Source organism: Achromobacter pulmonis, from assembly GCF_021733725.1.
Lineage (GTDB): Bacteria > Pseudomonadota > Gammaproteobacteria > Burkholderiales > Burkholderiaceae_B > Achromobacter > Achromobacter pulmonis.
In genome coordinates this window covers 412,361-431,200 of record NZ_JAIFOT010000001.1, presented here as the reverse complement: position 1 = coordinate 431,200, position 18,840 = coordinate 412,361, and the positions used below count along the sequence as shown (strand labels likewise).

Here is an 18,840-nt window from a genome sequence, read left to right as displayed (position 1 = left end):
TGCCCGCTTCCGGCGCGCGGCCTGTTTTCATTTCCGGCGTGGTCGCCGTCGTCCCGCGGCATCTTGTTCAGACAAAAAAAACTGCCCGCGCAGGGCGGGCAGTTGTTCGCGGGGCGAGGCCGGATTTACTGGATCTTGGCCTTTTCGCGCAGTTGCTTCTGGTAGTCGGCCAGGGTTTGCTGGCGCAGCATTTCTTCCAGTTGCGTGCGGACCTGTTCGAGCGGCGGGAATTCGACCGGACGGGTGTCGTCGACCATGATGATGTGCCAGCCGAACTGGGTCTGGACCGGCTTGTCGACCAGTTGGCCCTTCTTGAGCTGGGTCACGGCCTGGGCGAACGGCTGGACGTAGTTGGTCGGAGGCGCCCAACCCAGGTCGCCACCCTTTTCGGCGCTGCCGGGGTCCTTGGAGTTCTTCTTGGCCAGTTCCTCGAACTTGCCCTTGTTGTTCTTCAACTGGGCCAGCAGGTCGTTGGCGGTCTTTTCGTCTTCGACCAGGATGTGACGGACCTTGTACTCCATCTTGCCGGCCTGTTCTTTCTTGATCTTCTCGTATTCGGCCGTGACCTTGGCATCCGAGACCGGGTGCTTGGCCAGGTAATCGGCCATCAGGGCGCGCACCAGGATGCCTTGGCGCGCCAGTTCGATTTCGGTCTGGACGTCGGGCTGCTTGGCGATGCCGGCGGACTCGGCGGCTTGCACGAAGACCTGGCGGTTGATCATCTCCTGCTTGACCTGCTCGCGCAGTTGCGGCGAATCGGTGGCGCCCTGACTGACCAGCAGCTTGACGAATTGATCCAGGCTCTTCTGCGGAATGGCCTTGCCATTGACGGTGGCGACGTTCTGGGCGAAAGCGGGCACGGCGATGACGCAGGCGGCGGCCAGCATGACGATGCGTTTCATGAATATCCTTTTACTTTCTATTTGGGAGCCTGGGCGTCGAGCGCAAGCGCATGAATCGGATAGGGGATCAAATCTTGCAAATGATGATACACCAGCCGATGTCGCGCCACGGGGTTCAGTCCTACAAAGCAGGATGCCACGATGTGGACGCGATAATGGCCGGCGCCGTTTTTACTGCCTTCGTGACCGGCATGCAAATGCGAGTCGTCCTGGATGTCCAGGGAAACCGGCTCCAGGACGGCCAGGCGCTCCCGGATCAGGGTGATGCGGTCGGTGGTCTCTGACATGGTGGTGATCGTAAAGTTCCGGCGCGCGGCGCGCGCCGGGAAAAGGGCGGGGCCGCGGGCGTCAGGGCTTGGGCGGGGCGTTGGCGCTGTCTTCGGCCTCGATGTGCTTGCCCAGCCAGATCGACTGGCCGATGACGAAGACGATCATCAGGCCCATCAGGCCAAAGGCCTTGAAGCTGACCCATTGGGACTCGGTGAAGTGCCCCGAGAAGGCCACGTACAGGTTGATGGCGCCGGCGAACAGGAAGAAGGCGGCCCAGATCAGATTGAGCTTGTCCCAGGCGGCATCCGGCAACTGGATCTGCTTTTCCATCAGGCGGCGGATCAGGTTGCGGCCGAACAGCAGGCGCGCGAACACCAGGGCGCCGCCGAACAGCCAGTACAGCACCGTGGGCTTCCATTTGATGAAGACGTCGCTGTGCAGCCAGATGGTGGCGCCGCCGAACACCAGGATCACGGTCAGGTTGATCCAGTGCATCGCCTCGGTGGCGCGGCCGGTGGCCTTGAGCCAGACGATCTGCAGCACCGCCGCCGCCATCGCCACCCCGGTTGCCACGAAGATGTCGGTGAACCGGTAGGCCAGGAAGAAAAGGAACAGCGGAAAGAGGTCGAACAGGAACTTCTTCATTCGGCTTCCGGCTCGAACGTCATCGACAGGGAGTTGATGCAATAGCGCAGGCCGGTGGGCGCCGGGCCGTCGGGGAAGACGTGGCCCAGGTGCGCGTCGCAGACGTTGCACAGCACCTCGGTGCGCACCATGCCGTGGGTGGTGTCGCGTTCCTCGCGCACCAGGTCCGGGTCGAGCGCCTGGAAATAGCTGGGCCAGCCACAGCCGGCGTCGAACTTGGTGTCCGACGCGAACAGCGCCGTGCCACAGCCCACGCAGCGGTAGATGCCCGGGGTGAAGGTATTCCAGTAGCGCCCGGTGAATGCGCGTTCAGTACCCTTTTCGCGGGTGACGACGTATTCTTCCGGGGACAGCTGGGCCCGCCATTCGGCGTCGGTTTTGCGTACTTTGTCCATATCAACTCTTGGAGTGCCGATGCCCGAAATGGTTCGGGCATAATTCCGCCCCATGTTAATCGAGTTTGACCAGGCGATTGTATCGACGCCCCAGGCGGAAGTGTTGCGCGGGGTGAGCCTGGCGCTGGGCGGGCGCCGGGTCGGCATCGTCGGCCCCAACGGCGCGGGCAAGAGCACGCTGGCGCGGCTGGTCAACGGGTTGGTGCTGCCGACCTCGGGCAGCGTGCGGGTCGGTGGCCTGGATACCCGGCATGAATTGAAGGCGGTGCGCCGCCAGGTCGGCTTCGTGTTCCAGAACCCCGAGAACCAGATCGTCTTCCCGATCGTGCGCGAGGATCTGGCATTCGGCCTGAAGCACCTGGAGCCCGACCGCGCGCAACGCGAGGCCCGCATCGAGGCTGAGTTGGCCGCGCTGGGCGTGGCCCACCTGGCCGATCGCACCAGCCACACGCTTTCCGGCGGCGAGCGCCAGTTGGTGGCGCTGGCGGCGGTGCTGGTGATGCGCCCCGGGCTGGTGGTGTTCGACGAGCCCACCACCCAGCTGGACCTGCGCAACCGCAACCGGGTGCGCGACGCCATCGCCGCCCTGCCGCAGGACGCCATCGTGGTCAGCCACGACCTGGCATTGCTGGAGGATTTCGAGCGGGTACTGGTGGTCCAGGACGGGGCCATCGCCGCCGACGACACGCCGGCCGCCGCGCTGCGCTGGTACCGGGACCACTGCGCGTGATCGAGCCCCTATATATTCCCGGCGACTCGGCGCTGCACCGGCTGCCCGCCGGCCTGAAGCTGCTGGCGCTGGCCGGGGCCGGCGCCGGGCTGTTCCTGCTGCGCGATCCGCTTGTCCTGGCGGCCGCCTGCCTGGTCGCCGGCTTGCTGCTGTGGTGCGCCGGCGCGTCGCCCGGCGGTGTCTGGCGCCAGGTGCGCGGCCTGGTCTGGGTGCTGCTGGCGGTCGCTGCGTTCACCGCCTGGTTTCAGGGCTGGCGCGAGGCGCTGGCGGTAGTCTTGCGCATCGCCGCGATGGTCGGGCTGGCGCTGGCGGTGACGCTGTCGAGCCGCAGTTCCGACCTGATCGCCGTGTGCGAGCGGGTGCTGATGCCGTTGCAGCGCATCGGCCTGCTGGACGCGGGCAAGGTGGCGCTGGCGCTGGCGCTGGCCTTGCGCTTCGTGCCCGAGATCTGGCGCAATTTCCATGAGATCCGCGAGGCCCAGGCGGCGCGCGGCCTGGGCGCCAACCCGGTGGCGCTGATCGTGCCGCTGGTGGTGCTGACCCTGAAGCGGGCGCAGGAAGTGGCCGAGGCCATCGACGCCCGCAGCCCGTAGTTTCCCGGCCTGCTCCGATCCCCGGTCTCTCTACATATAGAAAGGGCATTGCAATGAAATCCAACAATACTGTGCTGGTGGCGCTGTTCGCTGCGCTGATCGTGGTGCTGAGCCTGATTCCGCCGATTCCGCTGCCGGGTATCCCGGTGCCGGTCACGTTGCAGACGCTGGGGGCCATGCTGGCCGGCGCCATGCTGGGGCCGGGGCGCGGCGCGCTGGCCTGCCTGCTGTACCTAGTGCTGGCGGCGATCGGCCTGCCGGTGCTGCCGGGAGGCCGTGGCGGCCTGGGGGCGTTCTTCGGCCCGACTGGTGGATTCCTGGTCGGGCTGGTGGTCGGCGCGTTCGTCACCGGTTGGCTGGCACGGCGTCTGGCGGGCGCGGCGGCCGGCTTTGGCCGCCAACTGGCCGGCAGTGCCGCCGCCTGCATCGTGGGCGGCATCCTGGTGGTCTACGCCTGCGGGGTGCCGTGGCTGGCCGTAGTCACCAAGATGGGGCTGTCCAAGGCCGCGCTCGCGGTGCTGGTGTTCGTGCCGGGCGACCTGATCAAGGCGCTGCTGGCGGCTTGGGTGGCAACGCGTGTCGAGCGGGTCTGGCCCATGCGTGGCCGTTGAGCCGGGCAAGGGAATCCCCCAACTGACGCCCGCCGGGCTTTCAAGTACAAGTTCGCCATTAACGAATGCGTTTGCTGAAATAGGGTTTCCGTAGCACATCAGGGATTTACCGTAGTTGTGCCAGGTCATCTGATACTGTTTTAACCCTATAATATTTTTTTCTGTATAACTTTAACTAGGCTCGCTTCCGCCTCGTCCGGGGCATCCAAGAGCCACCACAGGAGACAAAACATGCGCAAGCACTTCGGCTTGACCGCGGCCGCCGCCGCCGTTGCCCTGACCCTGCCGCTGCTGGCCAGCGCCCAGGTCAAGGTGGGTGTGACGGTGTCCAGCACCGGCCCCGCCGCATCGCTCGGCATCCCCGAGCGCAACACCGTCGCGCTGTTGCCCAAGGAAGTGGCCGGCCAGAAGATCGAATGGATCGTCCTGGACGACGCCACCGACACGACGCAAGCCGTCAAGAATTCGCGCAAGCTGGCGACGGACGACAAGGTCGATGTGCTGATCGGCACCTCGGTCACGCCGGGCTCGCTGGCCATGGTGGACGTGGCGGCCGAAGCCAAGGTGCCGATGATCAGCGTGGCCGCGAGCGCCAAGATCGTCGAACCCGTGGACGAGAAGCGCCGCTGGGTCTTCAAGACACCGCAGAACGACGCCCTGATGGCCGGCGCGCTGGCCGACGCCATGGCCAAGTCCAAGATCAAGACGCTGGGCTTCATCGGTTTTGCCGACGCCTACGGCGACGGCTGGCTGGACGTGATGCAGAAGGCCGCCAAGGCCAAGGGCATCGAGATCGTCTCCATCGAGAAATACAGCCGCACCGACACCAGCGTGACGGGCCAGGTGCTCAAGCTGATCGGCGCCAAGCCGGACGCCATCCTGATCGCCGGCGCCGGCACCCCGTCGGCCCTGCCGCAGAAGGAACTGAAGGCCCGCAACTACGGCGGCACCATCTACCAGACCCACGGCGCCGCCAACAACGACGTGCTGCGCGTGTGCGGCAAGGACTGCGACGGCATGTACCTGCCGGCCGGTCCGCTGCTGGTCGCGGCCCAGTTGCCCGACAGCAATCCGGTCAAGAAGTCGGCCCTGGCCTACGTTGCGACCTACGAAAAGGCCAATGGCGCCGGATCGACCAACACCTTCGGCGGCCACATGTGGGATGCCGGCCAGCTGGTGGTGGCCGCCTTGCCGGTAGCCTTGAAGACCGGCGCCAAGCCCGGCACGCCGGAGTTCCGCGCCGCCATGCGCGACGCCCTGGAAAACATCAAGGACCTGGCCGCCTCGCAGGGCGTGTTCAACATGTCGCCGACCGACCACGCCGGCTTTGACGAACGCTCGCGCGTCATCGTCAAGGTCGAGGGCGGCAAGTGGGTCTACCAGCCCAACCTGTAATTCCCCTGGATTGCCCGATCCACGGGCGCCCATGAGGGCGCCCCATGCTTCGCACCGGCCTTTCCGGCCGGTGTGTCGTATCAGTGTTCCGGGCGGGGTCGGAACACCAAGAATCAATAAGGTTGTTAGATGGATTCCTCAATTGCGCTGATTCTGCTGCAAGACGGTATCGTCAACGGCGCCATCTATGCCCTGTTGGGCATGGCGCTGGTGCTGGTATTCGCCGTTACGCGCGTCATTTTCATTCCCCAGGGCGAGTTCGTGGCGTTCGGCGCCCTGACGCTCGCGATGCTGGTGGACGGCAAGGTGCCCGGCACCGCCTATCTCCTGCCGCTGCTGGGCGTGGTCTGCCTGGCGCTCGAATTGCTGCGCGCGCTGCGGACCCGCAGCGCGGCAGGCCTGCTCAAAGCCGTGTTGACCTGTCTCGTGGTGCCGCTGGCGCTGCTGTGGCTGACGGTCACCTACACCGCCGCCGGCAATTCGCTGTGGCTCAACATGCTGCTGACGCTGCTGCTGGTGATTCCGATGGGCCCGATGGTCTACCGCATCGTCTACCAGCCGCTGGCCGAGGCCACGGTGCTGGTGCTGCTGATCGTGTCGGTGGCGGTGCACTTCGCGCTGACCGGCCTGGCCCTGGTGTTCTTCGGCGCCGAAGGCTGGCGCACGCCCGCGTTCGTGAGCGGTCAGGTCAACCTGGGTTTCACCACCTGGTCGGCGCAGAGCCTGTTCGTGGTGGCGACCTGCGCGCTGCTGATCATCGCGTTGTGGCTGTTCTTCGGCAAGACGCTTTATGGCCGCGCGCTGCGCGCCACGGCGGTCAACCGCCGCGGGGCCCGCCTGGTCGGCATCAGCACCACCATGTCGGGCAGCCTGACCTTCACGTTGGCTACCGCCATCGGCGCCATGTCCGGCATGCTGATCGCGCCCATCACCACGGTCTACTACGACACCGGCTTCCTGATCGGCCTGAAGGGCTTCGTCGGCGCCATCATCGGCGGCCTGGCCAGCTACCCCGTGGCGGCGGCCGGCTCGCTGCTGGTGGGCGTGCTGGAATCGTTCTCGTCCTTCTGGGCCAGCGCCTACAAGGAAGTGATCGTCTTCACCCTGATTATCCCGGTTCTGGTCTGGCGTTCGTTCAGCACCCATCACGTGGACGAAGAGGAGTAACCGCCATGAACCGTATTCTGCTTGCCGTCTTCATCGTCGTCCTGGCGGGGCTGCCGCTGCTGTCGGTCACGCCCGAGTTCTGGGTGACGCAATTGAATTACATCGGGCTGGCCAGCCTGGTGGTGCTGGGGCTGGTGCTGCTGACCGGTGTCGGCGGCCTGACCTCGTTCGGCCAGGCCGCGTTTGTCGGCCTGGGCGCGTACACCACGGCCTACCTGACCACGCAGCACGATGTCTCGCCCTGGCTGGCGCTGCCTGCCGGCCTGGTCCTGACCGCGGTGGTGGCCTATCTGTTGGGCGCGATCACGCTGCGGCTGTCGGGCCATTACCTGCCGCTGGGCACCATTGCCTGGGGCCTGTCGCTATATTTCCTGTTCGGCAATCTCGACTGGCTGGGCAAGCATGACGGCATTGCCGGCATCGAGCCCATCAGCATCTTCGGCGTGTCATTGGCCAGCGGCCGCCACATCTATTACCTGATATGGGTGTTCGTGCTGCTGGCGCTGTGGGCGACGCGCAACCTGCTGAATTCGCGTCCCGGCCGCGCCATCCGCGCCCTCAAGAGCGGCGCCGGCATGGCCGAGTCGATGGGCGTGAACACGGCCGCCTACAAGGTCGTGATCTTCGTCTGGGCGGCCTTGCTCGCCTGCGTGTCGGGCTGGCTCTATGCCCACATGCAGCGCGCGGTCAGCCCCAGCCCTTTCGGCCTGAACTATGGCATCGAATACCTGTTCATGGCCGTGGTCGGCGGCGCGGGCTACGTCTGGGGCGCGTTGCTCGGTTCCAGCGTCATCCTGGTGCTGAAGGACCAATTGCAGAACCTGCTGCCCAAGCTGCTGGACACCAACGCCAACTTCGAGATGATCGTCTTCGGCGTGCTGTTGATCCTGATGCTGCAGTATGCCCGCAACGGCCTCTGGCCGATCCTGGCGGGCTGGTGGGGCAACCTTACCGGCGCTGAGGGCTCGCGCCGCAACCTGGCGCCGCCCAAGCCGGCGCCGGCCCTGCCGCTGCGCGCGCGTCCGCAGGCCGGGCAGGTGGTGCTGGAAGTGGACGCCATCCGCAAGGAATTCGGCGGCCTGGTGGCGGTCAACGACATCAGCTTCAAGGTCCGCTCGGGCGAGATCATGGGCTTGATCGGTCCCAACGGCGCCGGCAAGAGCACCACGTTCAACCTGATCAGCGGCGTGCTGCCGGTGACGCGCGGCCAGGTCACGTTCATGGGCCAGCGGATCGACAGCCGGTCGGCGCGCGAGATCGCGCGGCTGGGCGTGGGGCGCACCTTCCAGCACGTGCAGTTGCTGCCCGGCATGACCGTGCTGGAGAACGTGGCGCTGGGCGCGCACCTGCGCTCCGATGTCGGGGTCTGGGCCGGCGCCCTGCACACGGACCGCGGCCGTGAAGCGCAACTGCTGCATGAGGCCGCCGAGCAGATCAAGCGGGTCGGCCTGGGGGAATACCTCTACGAGCAGGCGGGCAACCTGGCGCTGGGCCAGCAACGCATTCTGGAAATCGCGCGGGCCCTGGCCAGCGACCCGGTGCTGCTGCTGCTGGACGAGCCGGCCGCCGGCCTGCGCTACAAGGAAAAGCAAGACCTGGCCCGCGTGCTGGAACAACTGCGCGCCGAGGGCATGAGCATTCTGCTGGTTGAACACGACATGGATTTTGTGATGCGCCTGACCAACCACCTGGTGGTGATGGATTTCGGCACCAAGCTGGCCGAAGGCGTGCCGGCCGAGGTGCAACAGAACCCGGCGGTGCTGGAAGCCTACCTGGGCGGCATCGACGACGACCTGCCGGAAGCAGACCAGGCCAAGCCCGTCGCCACGGGAGGCGTGCAATGAACGCGTCCAAACCTGTTCTCGAAGTCAGCAACCTGTCGGCCCGCTACGGCAAGGTCGGCGCGCTGGCCGGCGCCACGCTGACCGTGCCCGCTGGCAGCATTGTGACTGTGATCGGCGCCAACGGCGCCGGCAAGTCCACCATGCTGAACGCCATGATGGGCTCCCTGCCGCAGACCGGTCACGCGACCGGCAGTGTGCAGTACGCCGGCACCGATGTGTCGGGCTGGCCGGTCGAGCGCCGGGTCGCCGCCGGTATGTCGCTGGTGCCCGAACGGCGCGAGCTGTTCGGCAGCATGTCGGTGGAAGATAACCTGCTGCTGGGCGGTTTCCGCCGTTACCGCGCCCGTGAAAGCGGCTGGCGCGACACGCTTGATGAGGTCTTCGACCTGTTCCCGCGTCTGCGCGAACGCCGCGCCCAGCAGGCCGGCACGCTGTCGGGCGGCGAGCGCCAGATGCTGGCGGTCGGCCGCGCGCTGATGGCCAAGCCGGCGCTGCTGATGCTGGATGAGCCCAGCCTGGGACTGGCGCCGCGCATCGTGCGGGAGATTTTCCACATCATCGCGCGCCTGCGTGAAACCGGTGTGGCGATCCTGCTGGTGGAACAGAACGCCCGCGCGGCGTTGCAGGTGGCCGACTATGGCTACGTGCTGGAAACCGGCGAGGTCATCCTGCATGGCCCGGCGCGCGAGCTGGCCGGCGATCCCAAGGTGATCGAGAGCTATCTCGGCCTGGGCAAGGCTGCCGAGCAGGCCGAGGCCTGATGCCGATGGCGAGGCGGACGCGTCAGTCCGCCTCGCGTTCGAACACCTCGACCACGCGGAAACGTTCGCACACCAGCAACATGCCAGGCGCGTAGCCGCCGTTGCGGTCGAAATAGGCGATGTGCTCCGATCGCCACACCTCGTAGGGCCCTTCGCCCTCGGCCGTGGCAAAGGCCTCGTCCACCTCGTCGAAACGCTGGATCACGACGCTGAGCGTCTCGATGGCGCAGGCCGGACGGCCACGGCCGTCCAACACCACGTCGCGCCGACCCGGCTCGGGCACGGGTTCCTTCTCGTCGAAGTCGCGCAGCGCGCCGCAGGTGGCGGTCTTGGCGCCCGACAATACCAACGCCAGTAGTTCATCGGCCAGTTCGGGCGAATCGCCGAACCGGAAGGTCACGGCGTTTTCGTAGGGGGCGGGTGGTTTCATGCGGGCGGCGTCCATCGCAGGATCAATTCCTGGCCCATCGCGGGGTCGGAGGAGGACGGCGCGCCGGTCTCGATGCGCCCGGCGAAGCGGCGGATGAAGCCGGGCGCGTCGTCGGCGCGCACGCTGAAATCGTACCAGCCGCCGCTGGCGGCCAGGTTCCAGGCCAGGGTGGCGCCGACGCCAGGCGCCAGCGCCGGTTCGTGGTGGCCGGCGTAGTGGTAGGCGTTGGCCTCGATCTGGAAGCCGCGTGACAACGCGCCAGGGTTGTGCAGCTTCAGGCGCAATGTCGGTCCGGCAGGATCGCAGATGGCTTCGACCGACAGCGGCTCGGCATCCGCATGCAGCCGTCCCGCCACATGGCGATGAAAACCGTTGGGGCCGAGCAGCCACAGATCGTAGCGGCCATCGTTGCCCATCACCGGCCAGCTGGCTTGCAGTTGTTTGCCGGCCTCGATGGTGTAGCGGCGCGGGCCTTGCTCCAGGCGCAGGCGGTCGTATACGTGCAGCACGGCGCCGGCGGCGCCGGTGTTGGACATATGCAATACGATGCCTTCGTTGCCGACGTCGGCCCGCGCCGACAGCGCGTAGGGTAGCGCGCGCGAAGGCCGGGTGCCGGCCGCCTGCCGCGCCAGCGCAGGCCGTTCGGGCGCGGGCGGGGTGATGGCGCCGGGCAACGCGGCGGCCTGTGCCGCGCGCGCGGCGGTGGCCGGCAGGGCGCGTGTCAAATTGGCGTCATCGGGCGTGGCGAAATCGAAGATCGAGGTCAGGTCGCCGCAGACCGCGCGGCGCCACGGCGAGATGTTGGGTTCGGCGACGCCGAAGCGGCGTTCGACGAAGCGCAGCACCGAGGTGTGGTCGAACACTTCCGAATTGACCCAGCCGCCCTTGGTCCAGGGCGACAGCACGTACATGGGCACACGTGGTCCCAACCCGTAGACGCCGTGCAGGTGCGCGGCCGTATCGTCCTTCTCGGCGCCGGTGACAATCTCGTGGTATTCGCCGGCGGTATCCACGGTGGACGCGCCTGCCAACTGGCCATCGTGGCCGCGCGAGGGCGGGGCGGGCGGCGGCATGTGATCGAAGAAGCCGTCGTTTTCGTCGAACATCAGCAGCAGGACGGTCCTGCTCCAGACCTCGGGATTGGCAGTCAGCGCATCCAGCACCTGCGCAGTGTAGTCCGCGCCCTGCGCCGGGCTGGAGGGGCTGGGATGTTCGGAGCCGGCCTTGGTGGCGCAGATCCAGGACACCTGCGGCAGCGTGCCGTCAAGCACGTCCTGGCGCAGCCCGTCCAGGCCGCGGGTGGTCAGCGCCTTGTCCTTGAGCGCGGCCAGCGCGCCCGGCACGCCGTGAAAGGCGTCACGATAGGCTTTGAAGCCGGCGGTCGGATTGAGCGAATAGTTATCCGCCATGTCCTGGTAGATGCGCCAGCGGATGCCGGCGCGTTCCAGGCGTTCGGGATAGGTGGTCCAGGTGTAGGCGCCGGCCGGATCGCCGCCGCCCAGTTTGTTGTAGGTGTTGCCGAGCGCGGGGCCGTGGCCGCGCGCCAGGCCATCGTTGGTGCCGCTCCAGAGGAACAGGCGGTTGGTGTTGGTGCCGCCGGTGAACGAGCAATGGTAGGCGTCGCACACCGTGAAGGCACGCGCCATGGCGTACTGGAACGGCATGTCCGCTTCGGTGTAGTAGGCCATCGAGTGGTTTTTCTTGGCGGCCGGCCATTGGCCCATGCGGCCCGCGTCCCAGGCGTCCTGGGCGTTGGACCAGGTGTGCGGGGTGCTGGCCACGCGCATCGCCTGGTAGGCCGCGCGGGTGTCCAGCCGGAACGGCAGCACGCTGCGCGGTGCGCCTTCGTCGGGGCGGCCGTTGTATTGCGCCCAGACCGTGCGGCGTTCGAAATCGGGGCTGGCCGGCGCCGGGATGGGGAAACGGTCGCCGAAGCCGCGTACCCCGGCCAGGCCGCCGAAGTAGTGGTCGAAGGAACGGTTTTCCTGCATGAAGATGACGATGTGCTCGACATCCTCGATGGTGCCGGTGCGGCGGCTGGCGGGAATCGCCAAGGCGCGGCGGATTGACGCGGGCAGCAGCGCCAGGGCGCTGCCGGCGCCGGCGACCGCGGCGCCACCGCGCAGGAACTCGCGTCGGAAATGCATGCTGGGCGTGTCCTTGTCGTGCGGCGCGGCCCCCGGGGCCGCGCGTTCCATGCGCCGCGCGGGGCGCCTACTTGCGGGTGCTTTCGGCGTAGTCCATGTACAGCTTGTGGGCGCGGCGCGCCAGCGGGCCGTATTCCAGGTTGCGGTCTTCGACGCGGTTCACGTGCACCACCTTGCCGTAGTTGCCGGACGAGAACACTTCGTCGGCGGCCTCGATGTCGGCGCGCGTCAGGCTGCGTTCCTGAACCTGCACGCCGTCGGCCTTGAGCAGCGCCAGCACGCGGCGGCGGGTGATGCCGTTCAGGAAGGTGCCATTGTCCACCGGGGTCGAGACCACGCCGTCCTTGGCGATCCAAAGGTTGCTGGAGGCGAACTCGGCAACGTTGCCAGCGCCGTCCAGCATGATGGCGTTGTCAAAGCCCTTGTCCATCGCCTCGCGGATGGCGCGCTGGCCGTTGGGGTACAGGCACGAAGCCTTGGCGTCGGTCGGCGCCATGTTGGGCCAGGAGCGCGCGAAGCTGGAGAAGCAGGCGGCAAAGCCCTGGTCGCCCGGCATCGGCACCTTGAAGACGTGCAGCACGAACTGGGTCTTGTCGGCATCCGGCAGCAGGAAGCCGTCGGCGCAGAAGAACATCGGCTTGATGTAGAGTTCGCTGCCCTCAGGGAACTTGGCCACCGCCTCCAGGCACAGCGCCTGGATTTCCTGCCAGCCCAGCTGCGGCTTCATCAGCATCTTCTCGGCCGAGCGCACCACGCGCTGGCAGTGCAGGTCCAGGTCGGGCGTCAGGCCGCGGAACGCGCGCGCGCCGTCGAAGACCATGCTGGCCATCCAGAAGGCGTGGTCGGCGGGGCCGAGCAGTTTGGGGTTTTCGGTGGTCCAGTGACCGTTGTGCCAGAACAAGGCATCCATGATGGCTTTCCTTCGGAGTATCGGGTGGGCGCGAGAGCGGCGCCGAAACGTCAGGATACATGAGGCGCGGGCCGGGTCACTCCCGATCCAGCGCCGCCTGCACCCGTGTGGCGACGTCGTCCGGCATCCATTGACGCCAGACCGGGCCATATTGCTTGAGGAAGTAGCGGGCTGCATCCTCGGGTTCCTTGCCTTCGTTCTCGAGCCAGCCGAGCGTGGCGTCGATGGCATCGCCAGGGATGGTGAGCCGGGCCAGGAAGGCGGCCAGTTGCGGCGCGTCCTTGGCGAAGGCGGTGTTCACGCCGGTGACCACTGGATTGGGCTTGAATGCGGTGGCGACCGGATGGGCGCATTTGGGGTCGGTCAGGCAGGTATAGGCAGCCTGGTCGAACGCCGGCAGTTCCAGCTTGACCAGGTCGAGCGCGCCAACCAGCGCGGTCGGGGTCCAGTAGTAGAAGACGATGTCGCGCTGGCGTCTGTAGGCGGATAGGATGGCGGCCTTCTGCGCCGCGCCGGAGCCGGGCGCGAACAGGCTGTAGTCGCGTTCCAGCCCCAGGGCGCGCAGCAGATTGTCGTTGAGCGTGCCGCAGGCCCAGCCCGCCGGGCAACCGTAGATGCGGCCACGGCCCGGGTCCTCGGGGTCGGCGAAAACGTGCTTGAAACGCGCCAGGTCCGCGGCGGTCTTCAGGTCCGGATGGCGTTGCACGGTGTAGCGCGGCACGTACCAGCCTTCGCCGGCATCGTAGACGTGGCCCAGGCCCTGCACGCGGCCACTGGCCAGGGCCTTGTTCCAGGCAACTTCGATCTGGCCGGGCCAGACTTCGGGCGTGACGTCGACGTCGCCGCGCTGCAGCGCGGCCAGCATGGGCAGGGTCTCGCCGATCTCGACGCTGGTCTTGCAGCCGTAGCCGTGTTCCATCACGTAGCGTTCGATGCCGGCCAGCACCAGGTTCGATTCCCAGTTCAGGCCGCTGAAGCGCACCGGGCGGTCGATTTCACAGACCGGCTTGGCGGCCTGGGCGGCCGTGGGCGCGAACAGGAGGGCGGACAGCGCCAGGACGCCATGGATGGCGGCAGACAAGGGCTTGATGCGCATGGTGGAGCACCTTTCGGATTGCGTGCCGTTCATTGTAAAGGCGCGGCGCGGGCGCGCCATGAGAACAGGGCCGCATCGCGCGGCCCTGTGGGATCGGGAGGAGGGCGGCGCCGGGCCGCGCCTCAGACGCGCGCGGTGGCGCGCCGTTTCTCGACCAGCGCGCTGATCTCGCCGACGATGCCGCGACGGAACGCCAGCACGCAGATGACGAAGATCAGGCCGATCACGATCGTGACCGATTCGCCCAGGCGCAGGAACCAGTCCACGCCGGTCAGGTTGGCCAACATCTGGCCGAAGTCGCCGACCTTGTTTTCCAGCAGCACCACGATGAAGGCGCCCAGGATCGGCCCGGTCAGCGTGCCGAGGCCGCCGATCAGCGTCATCAGGATCACCAGGCCCGACATCTGCCAGGTGGCGTCCGACAGCGTGGCCGACACGAACACCAGCGTCTTGGTGGCGCCGGCCAGGCCGGCGATGGCGGCCGAGAGCACGAATGCCAGCAGCTTGAAGCGGTCCACGTCGTAACCGAGCGAGATCGCGCGCGGTTCGTTTTCGCGCAGCGCCTGCAGCACTTGGCCGAACGGCGAATTCACCGTGCGCCAGATGATGAAGTAGCCGATCACGAACACACCCATCACCAGGTAATACAGGTTCAGGTCGTCGGACAGGTCGACGATGCCCAGCAGGGTGCCGCGCGGCACGCTCTGCAGGCCGTCCTCGCCGCCGGTGAAATGGGCCTGCAGGAAGAAGAAGAACACCATCTGCGCCAGCGCCAGCGTGATCATGGCGAAGTAGATGCCGCTGCGGCGGATCGCCAGCGCGCCCATCGCCAGGCCCAGCAGCGCGGCCACCGCGACGCCGAACAACAGGCCGATCTCGGTCGGTACGCCCCAGACCTTGAGCGCGTGGCCCGCCGCATAGGCGGCGCTGCCCAGGAAGGCCGCGTGGCCGAACGACAGCAGGCCGGTGAAGCCCAGCAGCAGGTTGAAGGCGCAGGCGAACAGGGCATAGCACATGATCTTCATGACGAAGATCGGATACACCCCGAGGAAGGGAAGGATGGCCACCACGACGGCCAGGACCGCATAGCCCAGGAATTGACGATTCATTTCTCTTTTCCGAACAGCCCGGCCGGGCGGAGCAACAGAACAATGGCCATGATGATGAAGACGACCGTGCTGGACGCCTCGGGCCAGAACACCTTGGTCAGGCCCTCGATCACGCCCAGGCCCAGCCCGGTGACAATGGCGCCCATGATCGAGCCCATGCCGCCGATCACGACTACGGCGAACACCACGATGATGAGGTTGGATCCCATCAGCGGCGAGATCTGCAGCACCGGCGCCGCCAGCACGCCGGCAAAACCCGCCAGCGCCACGCCGAAGCCGTAGGTCAGCGTGATCATCCGCGGCACGTTGACACCGAAGGCCTCGACCAGCTTGGGGTTCTCGGTGCCGGCGCGCAGCAAGGCGCCGAGCCGGGTGCGCTCGATCACGAACCAGGTCGACATGCAGACGATCACCGATGCCACCACGACCCAGCCGCGGTAATTGGGCAGCACCATGAAGCCCAGGTTGGTGGCGCCGCGCAAGGCATCCGGCGTGGGGTACGGTTGGCCGGACACGCCATAGAAACTGCGGAACAATCCTTCGATCAGCAGTGTCAGGCCGAAAGTCAGCAGCAGTCCGTAAAGATGATCGAGCTTGTACAGATGCTTGAGCAGCAGCTTCTCGATGACGATGCCGAACAGGCCGACCACGATCGGCGCCAGGATCAGCATGATCCAGTAGTTCAACCCCAGGTACGACAGCCCCATCCAGGCGACGAACGCGCCCAGCATGTAGAGTGCGCCGTGCGCGAAGTTGATGACGTTCAGCAGTCCGAAGATAACGGCCAGGCCGAGCGACAGCATGGCATAGAAGGAACCATTGACCAGTCCCAGCAGCAACTGGCCGAACAAGGCCTGTATGGGGATGCCGAAAATATCAGTCATCTTGTAAAAATCCTGCGCGTACGAAGGGAAGCGGGCAAATTCGAGAGGCGACCCGGCCGCGCGGGCCAGGTCGCATCAAGGGTCGCATCGACGGGAATTACTTCTTGACCAGTTTGCAGGTCGACTCGGACAGCTTGGTGTAGACCTCGTCGCCCGGCAGCGTGGCGACGACCTTGTAGTAGTCCCACGGCGCCTTGGATTCGGCCGGCGTCTTCACCTGCATCAGGTACATGTCATGGATCATGCGGCCGTCTTCGCGCACATAGCCGCCCTGGGTGAAGAAGTCGTTGATCTTGTTCGACTTCATCCACTTCATGAGGGTGTCGGCATCGTCGGTGCCGGTGGCCTTCACGCCATTCAGGTAGAACGTGACCGAGGAATAATCGCCCGCCTGCAGCATGGACGGCTTGCGGCCGGCCTTGGCTTCGAACTTCTTGGACCAGGCGCGCGAGGCGTCGGATTGATCCCAGTACCAGCCGTCGGTCAGGTACATGCCCTTGGTGGCTTCCAGGCCAAGCGAGTGGATGTCGTTGATGAACACCAGCAGACCCGCCATCTTCATCGTCTTGGTGACGCCGAACTCGTTGGCCGCCTTGATCGAATTGATGGTGTCGCCGCCGGCATTGGCCAGGCCCAGGATCTGCGCCTTGGAGGCTTGCGCCTGCAGCAGGAACGAGGAGAAGTCGGAGGCGCCCAGCGGCGCGCGCACCTGGCCCTTGATCTCGCCGCCGGCGGCCTTGACCACCGCCATCGTGTCGCGCTCGAGCGCGTGGCCGAAGGCGTAGTCCGCGGTCAGGAAGAACCAGCTCTTGCCGCCGTCCTTGACCACCGCCGAGCCGGTGCCGCGCGCCAGCGCCACGGTATCGTAGGCATAGTGCACGGTGTAGGGCGTGCATTGGGCGTTGGTCAGGTCGGAAGCGCCGGCGCCGATGGCGATGAAGGGCTTCTTCTTTTCCGCCGCCACGGCGGCCATGGCCAGGCTGGTGGCCGAGTTGGTGCCGCCGATGATCACGTCGACCTTCTGTTGGTCGAACCATTCGCGGGCGCGGGCCGACGCCACGTCGGCCTTGTTCTGGTGGTCCGCCGACAGCACTTCGATTTTCTTGCCGTTGACCGAGCCGCCGAAATCCTCGACCGCCATGCGAATGGCTTCCAGGCCGGCCTTGCCGTCGATGTCGGAATAGACGCCGGACATGTCGGTGATGAATCCGATGCGGATGACATCGTCGGAGATTCCTTGTGCCTGGGCGGTTGCCCCGGCGAATCCCAGGCCTGCCATGGCCAGTGCAGCAGTGATGGTGTGCAGCTTCATGGGATGACTCCTCTTCCCTTCGGTGTATGGGATGCCGGGAACCCGGCGGGTGACAGGTTGCTTTAGACGCCCAGCAGTTCGTTGAGCGTGTCCTGTTTCTCTGAAAGTTCTGCGGCTTCGAAGTGTTCGACGATCTGGCCGTGCTCCATGACGTAGAAGCGATCGGCCAGCGGCGCCGCGAAGCGGAAATTCTGCTCCACCATGACGATGGTGTAGCCGCGCTGCTTGAGCGCGGTGATCATGCGGGCCAGCGCCTGCACGATGACCGGCGCCAGGCCTTCGGAGATCTCGTCCAGCAGCAGCAGGTTGGCGCCGGTGCGCAGGATGCGCGCCACCGCCAGCATCTGTTGTTCGCCGCCCGACAGGCGCGTGCCGGGCGAGTGCCGGCGTTCCTGCAGATTGGGGAACATGTCGTAGATCTCGGCCAGCGACATGCCGCCGCCGAGCGAGCCGACCACCGGAGGCAGCAACAGGTTTTCCTCGCACGACAGGCTGGCGAAGATACCGCGTTCCTCGGGGCAATAGCCCACGCCCAGGTGGGCGATCTTGTAGGTGGGCAAGTCGATGGCTTCGGTGCCGTGGATGCGCACCGAGCCCTTGCGCGAGCCGGTCAGGCCAAGGATGGCCCGCAGCGTGGTGGTGCGGCCGGCGCCGTTGCGGCCCAGCAGCGTGACGACCTCGCCCTGGCCCACACGCATATCCACGCCATGCAGGATATGCGATTCCCCGTACCAGGCCTGCAGGCCCGAGATTTCCAGTGCCGGGGTGCTCATGCGTGCGCTCCTTCGAGTTCGCCGTCGGTGGTGCCCATGTAGGCTTGCATCACCGCGGGGTGGCGTGACACTTCGGCATAAGTGCCCTCCGCCAGCACGGCGCCGCGCGCCAGCACGGTGATGGTGTTGGCAATCGAGGACACGACGTTCATGTTGTGTTCCACCATCAGAATGGTGCGGCCGGCGCTCACGCGCTTGATCAGCTGCGTGACGCGGTCCACGTCTTCGTGGCCCATGCCCTGCGTGGGCTCGTCCAGCAGCATCAGCTCGGGTTCCATCGCCAGCGTGGTGGCGATTTCGAGCGCGCGCTTGCGGCCATAGGGCAGGTTGACCGTGGTTTCGTCGGCGAACGCGCCCAGGTCGACTTGCTCGAGCAGTTCGCGCGCCGGCTCGTTCAGCGCGGCCAGACGCTTGTCGCTCTGCCAGAAGTGGAACGACAGGCCGGTCTTGCGCTGCAGGCCGATGCGCACGTTCTCGAGCACGGTCAGGTGCGGGAACACCGCCGAAATCTGGAACGAGCGGATCACCCCGCGCCGCGCGATCTGCGCCGGACGCTCACCGGTGATGTCGATGCCATTGAACTTGATGGTTCCCGAGGTGGGAGAAAGAAACTTGGTCAGCAGGTTGAAGCATGTGGTCTTGCCCGCGCCGTTCGGCCCGATCAAGGCATGAATCTCGCCTCGCTTGATACGCAAATCGACCCCATTGACCGCGACAAAACCGCGGAATTCCTTGGTGAGGCCTTTTGTCTCCAGGATCGTGTCGTCCATGTCCGCTGCACCGGCGTTGTATTTATATGGACCCTGCCCGGCGTTATGCGCAGGGCCCCCGCGGGGTAAGGAAAACCGTCGAAACCGCACGGTTTT

The 18,840-nt window shown here is 66.3% G+C and carries 20 protein-coding genes; 7 read left to right on the top strand and 13 right to left on the bottom strand.

The genetic code is table 11. From position 1 onward, the window contains the following. Positions 1 to 125: 125 nt before the first annotated feature. The 4 genes from K2W61_RS02030 to msrB all read right to left on the bottom strand — a co-directional run bounded on the left by K2W61_RS02030 (position 126) and on the right by msrB (position 2,212). Positions 126 to 902 (bottom strand): peptidylprolyl isomerase, encoded by a 777-nt coding sequence (locus K2W61_RS02030; protein WP_175133052.1) that lies wholly within the window; start codon positions 900 to 902, stop codon positions 126 to 128. A 17-nt stretch (positions 903 to 919) separates the two neighbouring features. Further along, positions 920 to 1,189, bottom strand: a complete 270-nt coding sequence (locus tag K2W61_RS02025) for a BolA family protein (protein ID WP_175133053.1) — start codon at positions 1,187 to 1,189, stop codon at positions 920 to 922. 61 nt (positions 1,190 to 1,250) lie between these two features. Further along, positions 1,251 to 1,817: a septation protein A gene (locus tag K2W61_RS02020; RefSeq protein WP_175133054.1), complete on the bottom strand. Its 567-nt coding sequence runs from the start codon at positions 1,815 to 1,817 to the stop codon at positions 1,251 to 1,253. Continuing rightward, positions 1,814 to 2,212: a peptide-methionine (R)-S-oxide reductase MsrB gene (gene msrB, locus K2W61_RS02015; protein WP_175133055.1), complete on the bottom strand. Its 399-nt coding sequence runs from the start codon at positions 2,210 to 2,212 to the stop codon at positions 1,814 to 1,816. Before msrB ends, K2W61_RS02020 begins: the two co-directional genes overlap by 4 nt. 52 nt (positions 2,213 to 2,264) lie before the next feature. On the opposite strand from msrB, the gene K2W61_RS02010 reads away from it, so the two are divergent. The 7 genes from K2W61_RS02010 to K2W61_RS01980 all read left to right on the top strand — a co-directional run bounded on the left by K2W61_RS02010 (position 2,265) and on the right by K2W61_RS01980 (position 9,313). Further along, entirely contained in the window at positions 2,265 to 2,942 is a 678-nt protein-coding gene (locus K2W61_RS02010) for an energy-coupling factor ABC transporter ATP-binding protein (protein WP_175133056.1), read from the top strand. Beyond that, complete coding sequence (locus tag K2W61_RS02005; protein ID WP_175140879.1) at positions 2,939 to 3,535, top strand: energy-coupling factor transporter transmembrane component T family protein; 597 nt, start codon at positions 2,939 to 2,941, stop codon at positions 3,533 to 3,535. The genes K2W61_RS02010 and K2W61_RS02005 overlap by 4 nt, the downstream gene beginning before the upstream one ends. A gap of 53 nt (positions 3,536 to 3,588) precedes the next feature. Beyond that, positions 3,589 to 4,146 (top strand): biotin transporter BioY, encoded by a 558-nt coding sequence (locus tag K2W61_RS02000; RefSeq protein WP_236754984.1) that lies wholly within the window; start codon positions 3,589 to 3,591, stop codon positions 4,144 to 4,146. A 231-nt stretch (positions 4,147 to 4,377) separates the two neighbouring features. After that, complete coding sequence (locus K2W61_RS01995; RefSeq protein ID WP_175133059.1) at positions 4,378 to 5,541, top strand: ABC transporter substrate-binding protein; 1,164 nt, start codon at positions 4,378 to 4,380, stop codon at positions 5,539 to 5,541. A 129-nt stretch (positions 5,542 to 5,670) separates the two neighbouring features. After that, entirely contained in the window at positions 5,671 to 6,708 is a 1,038-nt protein-coding gene (locus K2W61_RS01990) for a branched-chain amino acid ABC transporter permease (protein WP_175133060.1), read from the top strand. 5 nt (positions 6,709 to 6,713) lie between these two features. Then, positions 6,714 to 8,552, top strand: a complete 1,839-nt coding sequence (locus K2W61_RS01985) for a branched-chain amino acid ABC transporter ATP-binding protein/permease (RefSeq protein ID WP_175133061.1) — start codon at positions 6,714 to 6,716, stop codon at positions 8,550 to 8,552. Next, a complete protein-coding gene (locus K2W61_RS01980; protein WP_175140876.1) occupies positions 8,549 to 9,313 on the top strand; it encodes an ABC transporter ATP-binding protein in 765 nt (254 codons plus the stop codon). Before K2W61_RS01985 ends, K2W61_RS01980 begins: the two co-directional genes overlap by 4 nt. A gap of 22 nt (positions 9,314 to 9,335) precedes the next feature. Here the strand turns inward: K2W61_RS01980 and K2W61_RS01975 are convergent, their stop codons facing one another. The 9 genes from K2W61_RS01975 to K2W61_RS01935 all read right to left on the bottom strand — a co-directional run bounded on the left by K2W61_RS01975 (position 9,336) and on the right by K2W61_RS01935 (position 18,744). Further along, positions 9,336 to 9,743: an ASCH domain-containing protein gene (locus tag K2W61_RS01975; RefSeq protein WP_236754983.1), complete on the bottom strand. Its 408-nt coding sequence runs from the start codon at positions 9,741 to 9,743 to the stop codon at positions 9,336 to 9,338. Continuing rightward, positions 9,740 to 11,890 (bottom strand): phosphocholine-specific phospholipase C, encoded by a 2,151-nt coding sequence (locus tag K2W61_RS01970; protein ID WP_236756938.1) that lies wholly within the window; start codon positions 11,888 to 11,890, stop codon positions 9,740 to 9,742. Before K2W61_RS01970 ends, K2W61_RS01975 begins: the two co-directional genes overlap by 4 nt. A gap of 67 nt (positions 11,891 to 11,957) precedes the next feature. After that, complete coding sequence (locus K2W61_RS01965; RefSeq protein WP_175133065.1) at positions 11,958 to 12,800, bottom strand: branched-chain amino acid aminotransferase; 843 nt, start codon at positions 12,798 to 12,800, stop codon at positions 11,958 to 11,960. A gap of 76 nt (positions 12,801 to 12,876) precedes the next feature. Continuing rightward, the gene (locus K2W61_RS01960; RefSeq protein ID WP_175140873.1) at positions 12,877 to 13,896 is read right to left on the bottom strand and encodes an ABC transporter substrate-binding protein; all 1,020 of its coding nucleotides are present in this window, start codon (positions 13,894 to 13,896) and stop codon (positions 12,877 to 12,879) included. 122 nt (positions 13,897 to 14,018) lie between these two features. Then, positions 14,019 to 15,005, bottom strand: a complete 987-nt coding sequence (locus K2W61_RS01955) for a branched-chain amino acid ABC transporter permease (protein ID WP_175133067.1) — start codon at positions 15,003 to 15,005, stop codon at positions 14,019 to 14,021. Continuing rightward, positions 15,002 to 15,889, bottom strand: coding sequence for a branched-chain amino acid ABC transporter permease (locus K2W61_RS01950; RefSeq protein WP_175133068.1), 888 nt, complete (start codon positions 15,887 to 15,889; stop codon positions 15,002 to 15,004). The genes K2W61_RS01955 and K2W61_RS01950 overlap by 4 nt, the downstream gene beginning before the upstream one ends. A 97-nt stretch (positions 15,890 to 15,986) precedes the next feature. Then, complete coding sequence (locus K2W61_RS01945; protein ID WP_175140872.1) at positions 15,987 to 17,201, bottom strand: ABC transporter substrate-binding protein; 1,215 nt, start codon at positions 17,199 to 17,201, stop codon at positions 15,987 to 15,989. Positions 17,202 to 17,263: 62 nt separating this feature from the next. Next, positions 17,264 to 17,974, bottom strand: coding sequence for an ABC transporter ATP-binding protein (locus tag K2W61_RS01940; RefSeq protein ID WP_006389258.1), 711 nt, complete (start codon positions 17,972 to 17,974; stop codon positions 17,264 to 17,266). After that, complete coding sequence (locus tag K2W61_RS01935; protein ID WP_175140871.1) at positions 17,971 to 18,744, bottom strand: ABC transporter ATP-binding protein; 774 nt, start codon at positions 18,742 to 18,744, stop codon at positions 17,971 to 17,973. Before K2W61_RS01935 ends, K2W61_RS01940 begins: the two co-directional genes overlap by 4 nt. Between the last annotated feature and the right edge of the window lie 96 nt (positions 18,745 to 18,840).

What these genes read in the sequence shown, in the direction of transcription:
- K2W61_RS01985 (WP_175133061.1), top strand. Translation starts at nt 6,714, where the DNA reads ATGAACCGTATTCTGCTTGCCGTCTTCATCGTCGTCCTGGCGGGGCTG.
- K2W61_RS02030 (WP_175133052.1), bottom strand. Translation starts at nt 902, where the DNA reads ATGAAACGCATCGTCATGCTGGCCGCCGCCTGCGTCATCGCCGTGCCC.
- K2W61_RS01990 (WP_175133060.1), top strand. Translation starts at nt 5,671, where the DNA reads ATGGATTCCTCAATTGCGCTGATTCTGCTGCAAGACGGTATCGTCAAC.
- K2W61_RS01955 (WP_175133067.1), bottom strand. Translation starts at nt 15,005, where the DNA reads ATGAATCGTCAATTCCTGGGCTATGCGGTCCTGGCCGTCGTGGTGGCC.
- K2W61_RS02020 (WP_175133054.1), bottom strand. Translation starts at nt 1,817, where the DNA reads ATGAAGAAGTTCCTGTTCGACCTCTTTCCGCTGTTCCTTTTCTTCCTG.
- K2W61_RS01945 (WP_175140872.1), bottom strand. Translation starts at nt 17,201, where the DNA reads ATGAAGCTGCACACCATCACTGCTGCACTGGCCATGGCAGGCCTGGGA.
- K2W61_RS01950 (WP_175133068.1), bottom strand. Translation starts at nt 15,889, where the DNA reads ATGACTGATATTTTCGGCATCCCCATACAGGCCTTGTTCGGCCAGTTG.
- K2W61_RS01970 (WP_236756938.1), bottom strand. Translation starts at nt 11,890, where the DNA reads ATGCATTTCCGACGCGAGTTCCTGCGCGGTGGCGCCGCGGTCGCCGGC.
- K2W61_RS02000 (WP_236754984.1), top strand. Translation starts at nt 3,589, where the DNA reads ATGAAATCCAACAATACTGTGCTGGTGGCGCTGTTCGCTGCGCTGATC.
- K2W61_RS01940 (WP_006389258.1), bottom strand. Translation starts at nt 17,974, where the DNA reads ATGAGCACCCCGGCACTGGAAATCTCGGGCCTGCAGGCCTGGTACGGG.
- K2W61_RS02010 (WP_175133056.1), top strand. Translation starts at nt 2,265, where the DNA reads ATGTTAATCGAGTTTGACCAGGCGATTGTATCGACGCCCCAGGCGGAA.
- K2W61_RS01975 (WP_236754983.1), bottom strand. Translation starts at nt 9,743, where the DNA reads ATGAAACCACCCGCCCCCTACGAAAACGCCGTGACCTTCCGGTTCGGC.
- msrB (WP_175133055.1), bottom strand. Translation starts at nt 2,212, where the DNA reads ATGGACAAAGTACGCAAAACCGACGCCGAATGGCGGGCCCAGCTGTCC.
- K2W61_RS02025 (WP_175133053.1), bottom strand. Translation starts at nt 1,189, where the DNA reads ATGTCAGAGACCACCGACCGCATCACCCTGATCCGGGAGCGCCTGGCC.
- K2W61_RS01935 (WP_175140871.1), bottom strand. Translation starts at nt 18,744, where the DNA reads ATGGACGACACGATCCTGGAGACAAAAGGCCTCACCAAGGAATTCCGC.
- K2W61_RS01965 (WP_175133065.1), bottom strand. Translation starts at nt 12,800, where the DNA reads ATGGATGCCTTGTTCTGGCACAACGGTCACTGGACCACCGAAAACCCC.
- K2W61_RS01995 (WP_175133059.1), top strand. Translation starts at nt 4,378, where the DNA reads ATGCGCAAGCACTTCGGCTTGACCGCGGCCGCCGCCGCCGTTGCCCTG.
- K2W61_RS01980 (WP_175140876.1), top strand. Translation starts at nt 8,549, where the DNA reads ATGAACGCGTCCAAACCTGTTCTCGAAGTCAGCAACCTGTCGGCCCGC.
- K2W61_RS01960 (WP_175140873.1), bottom strand. Translation starts at nt 13,896, where the DNA reads ATGCGCATCAAGCCCTTGTCTGCCGCCATCCATGGCGTCCTGGCGCTG.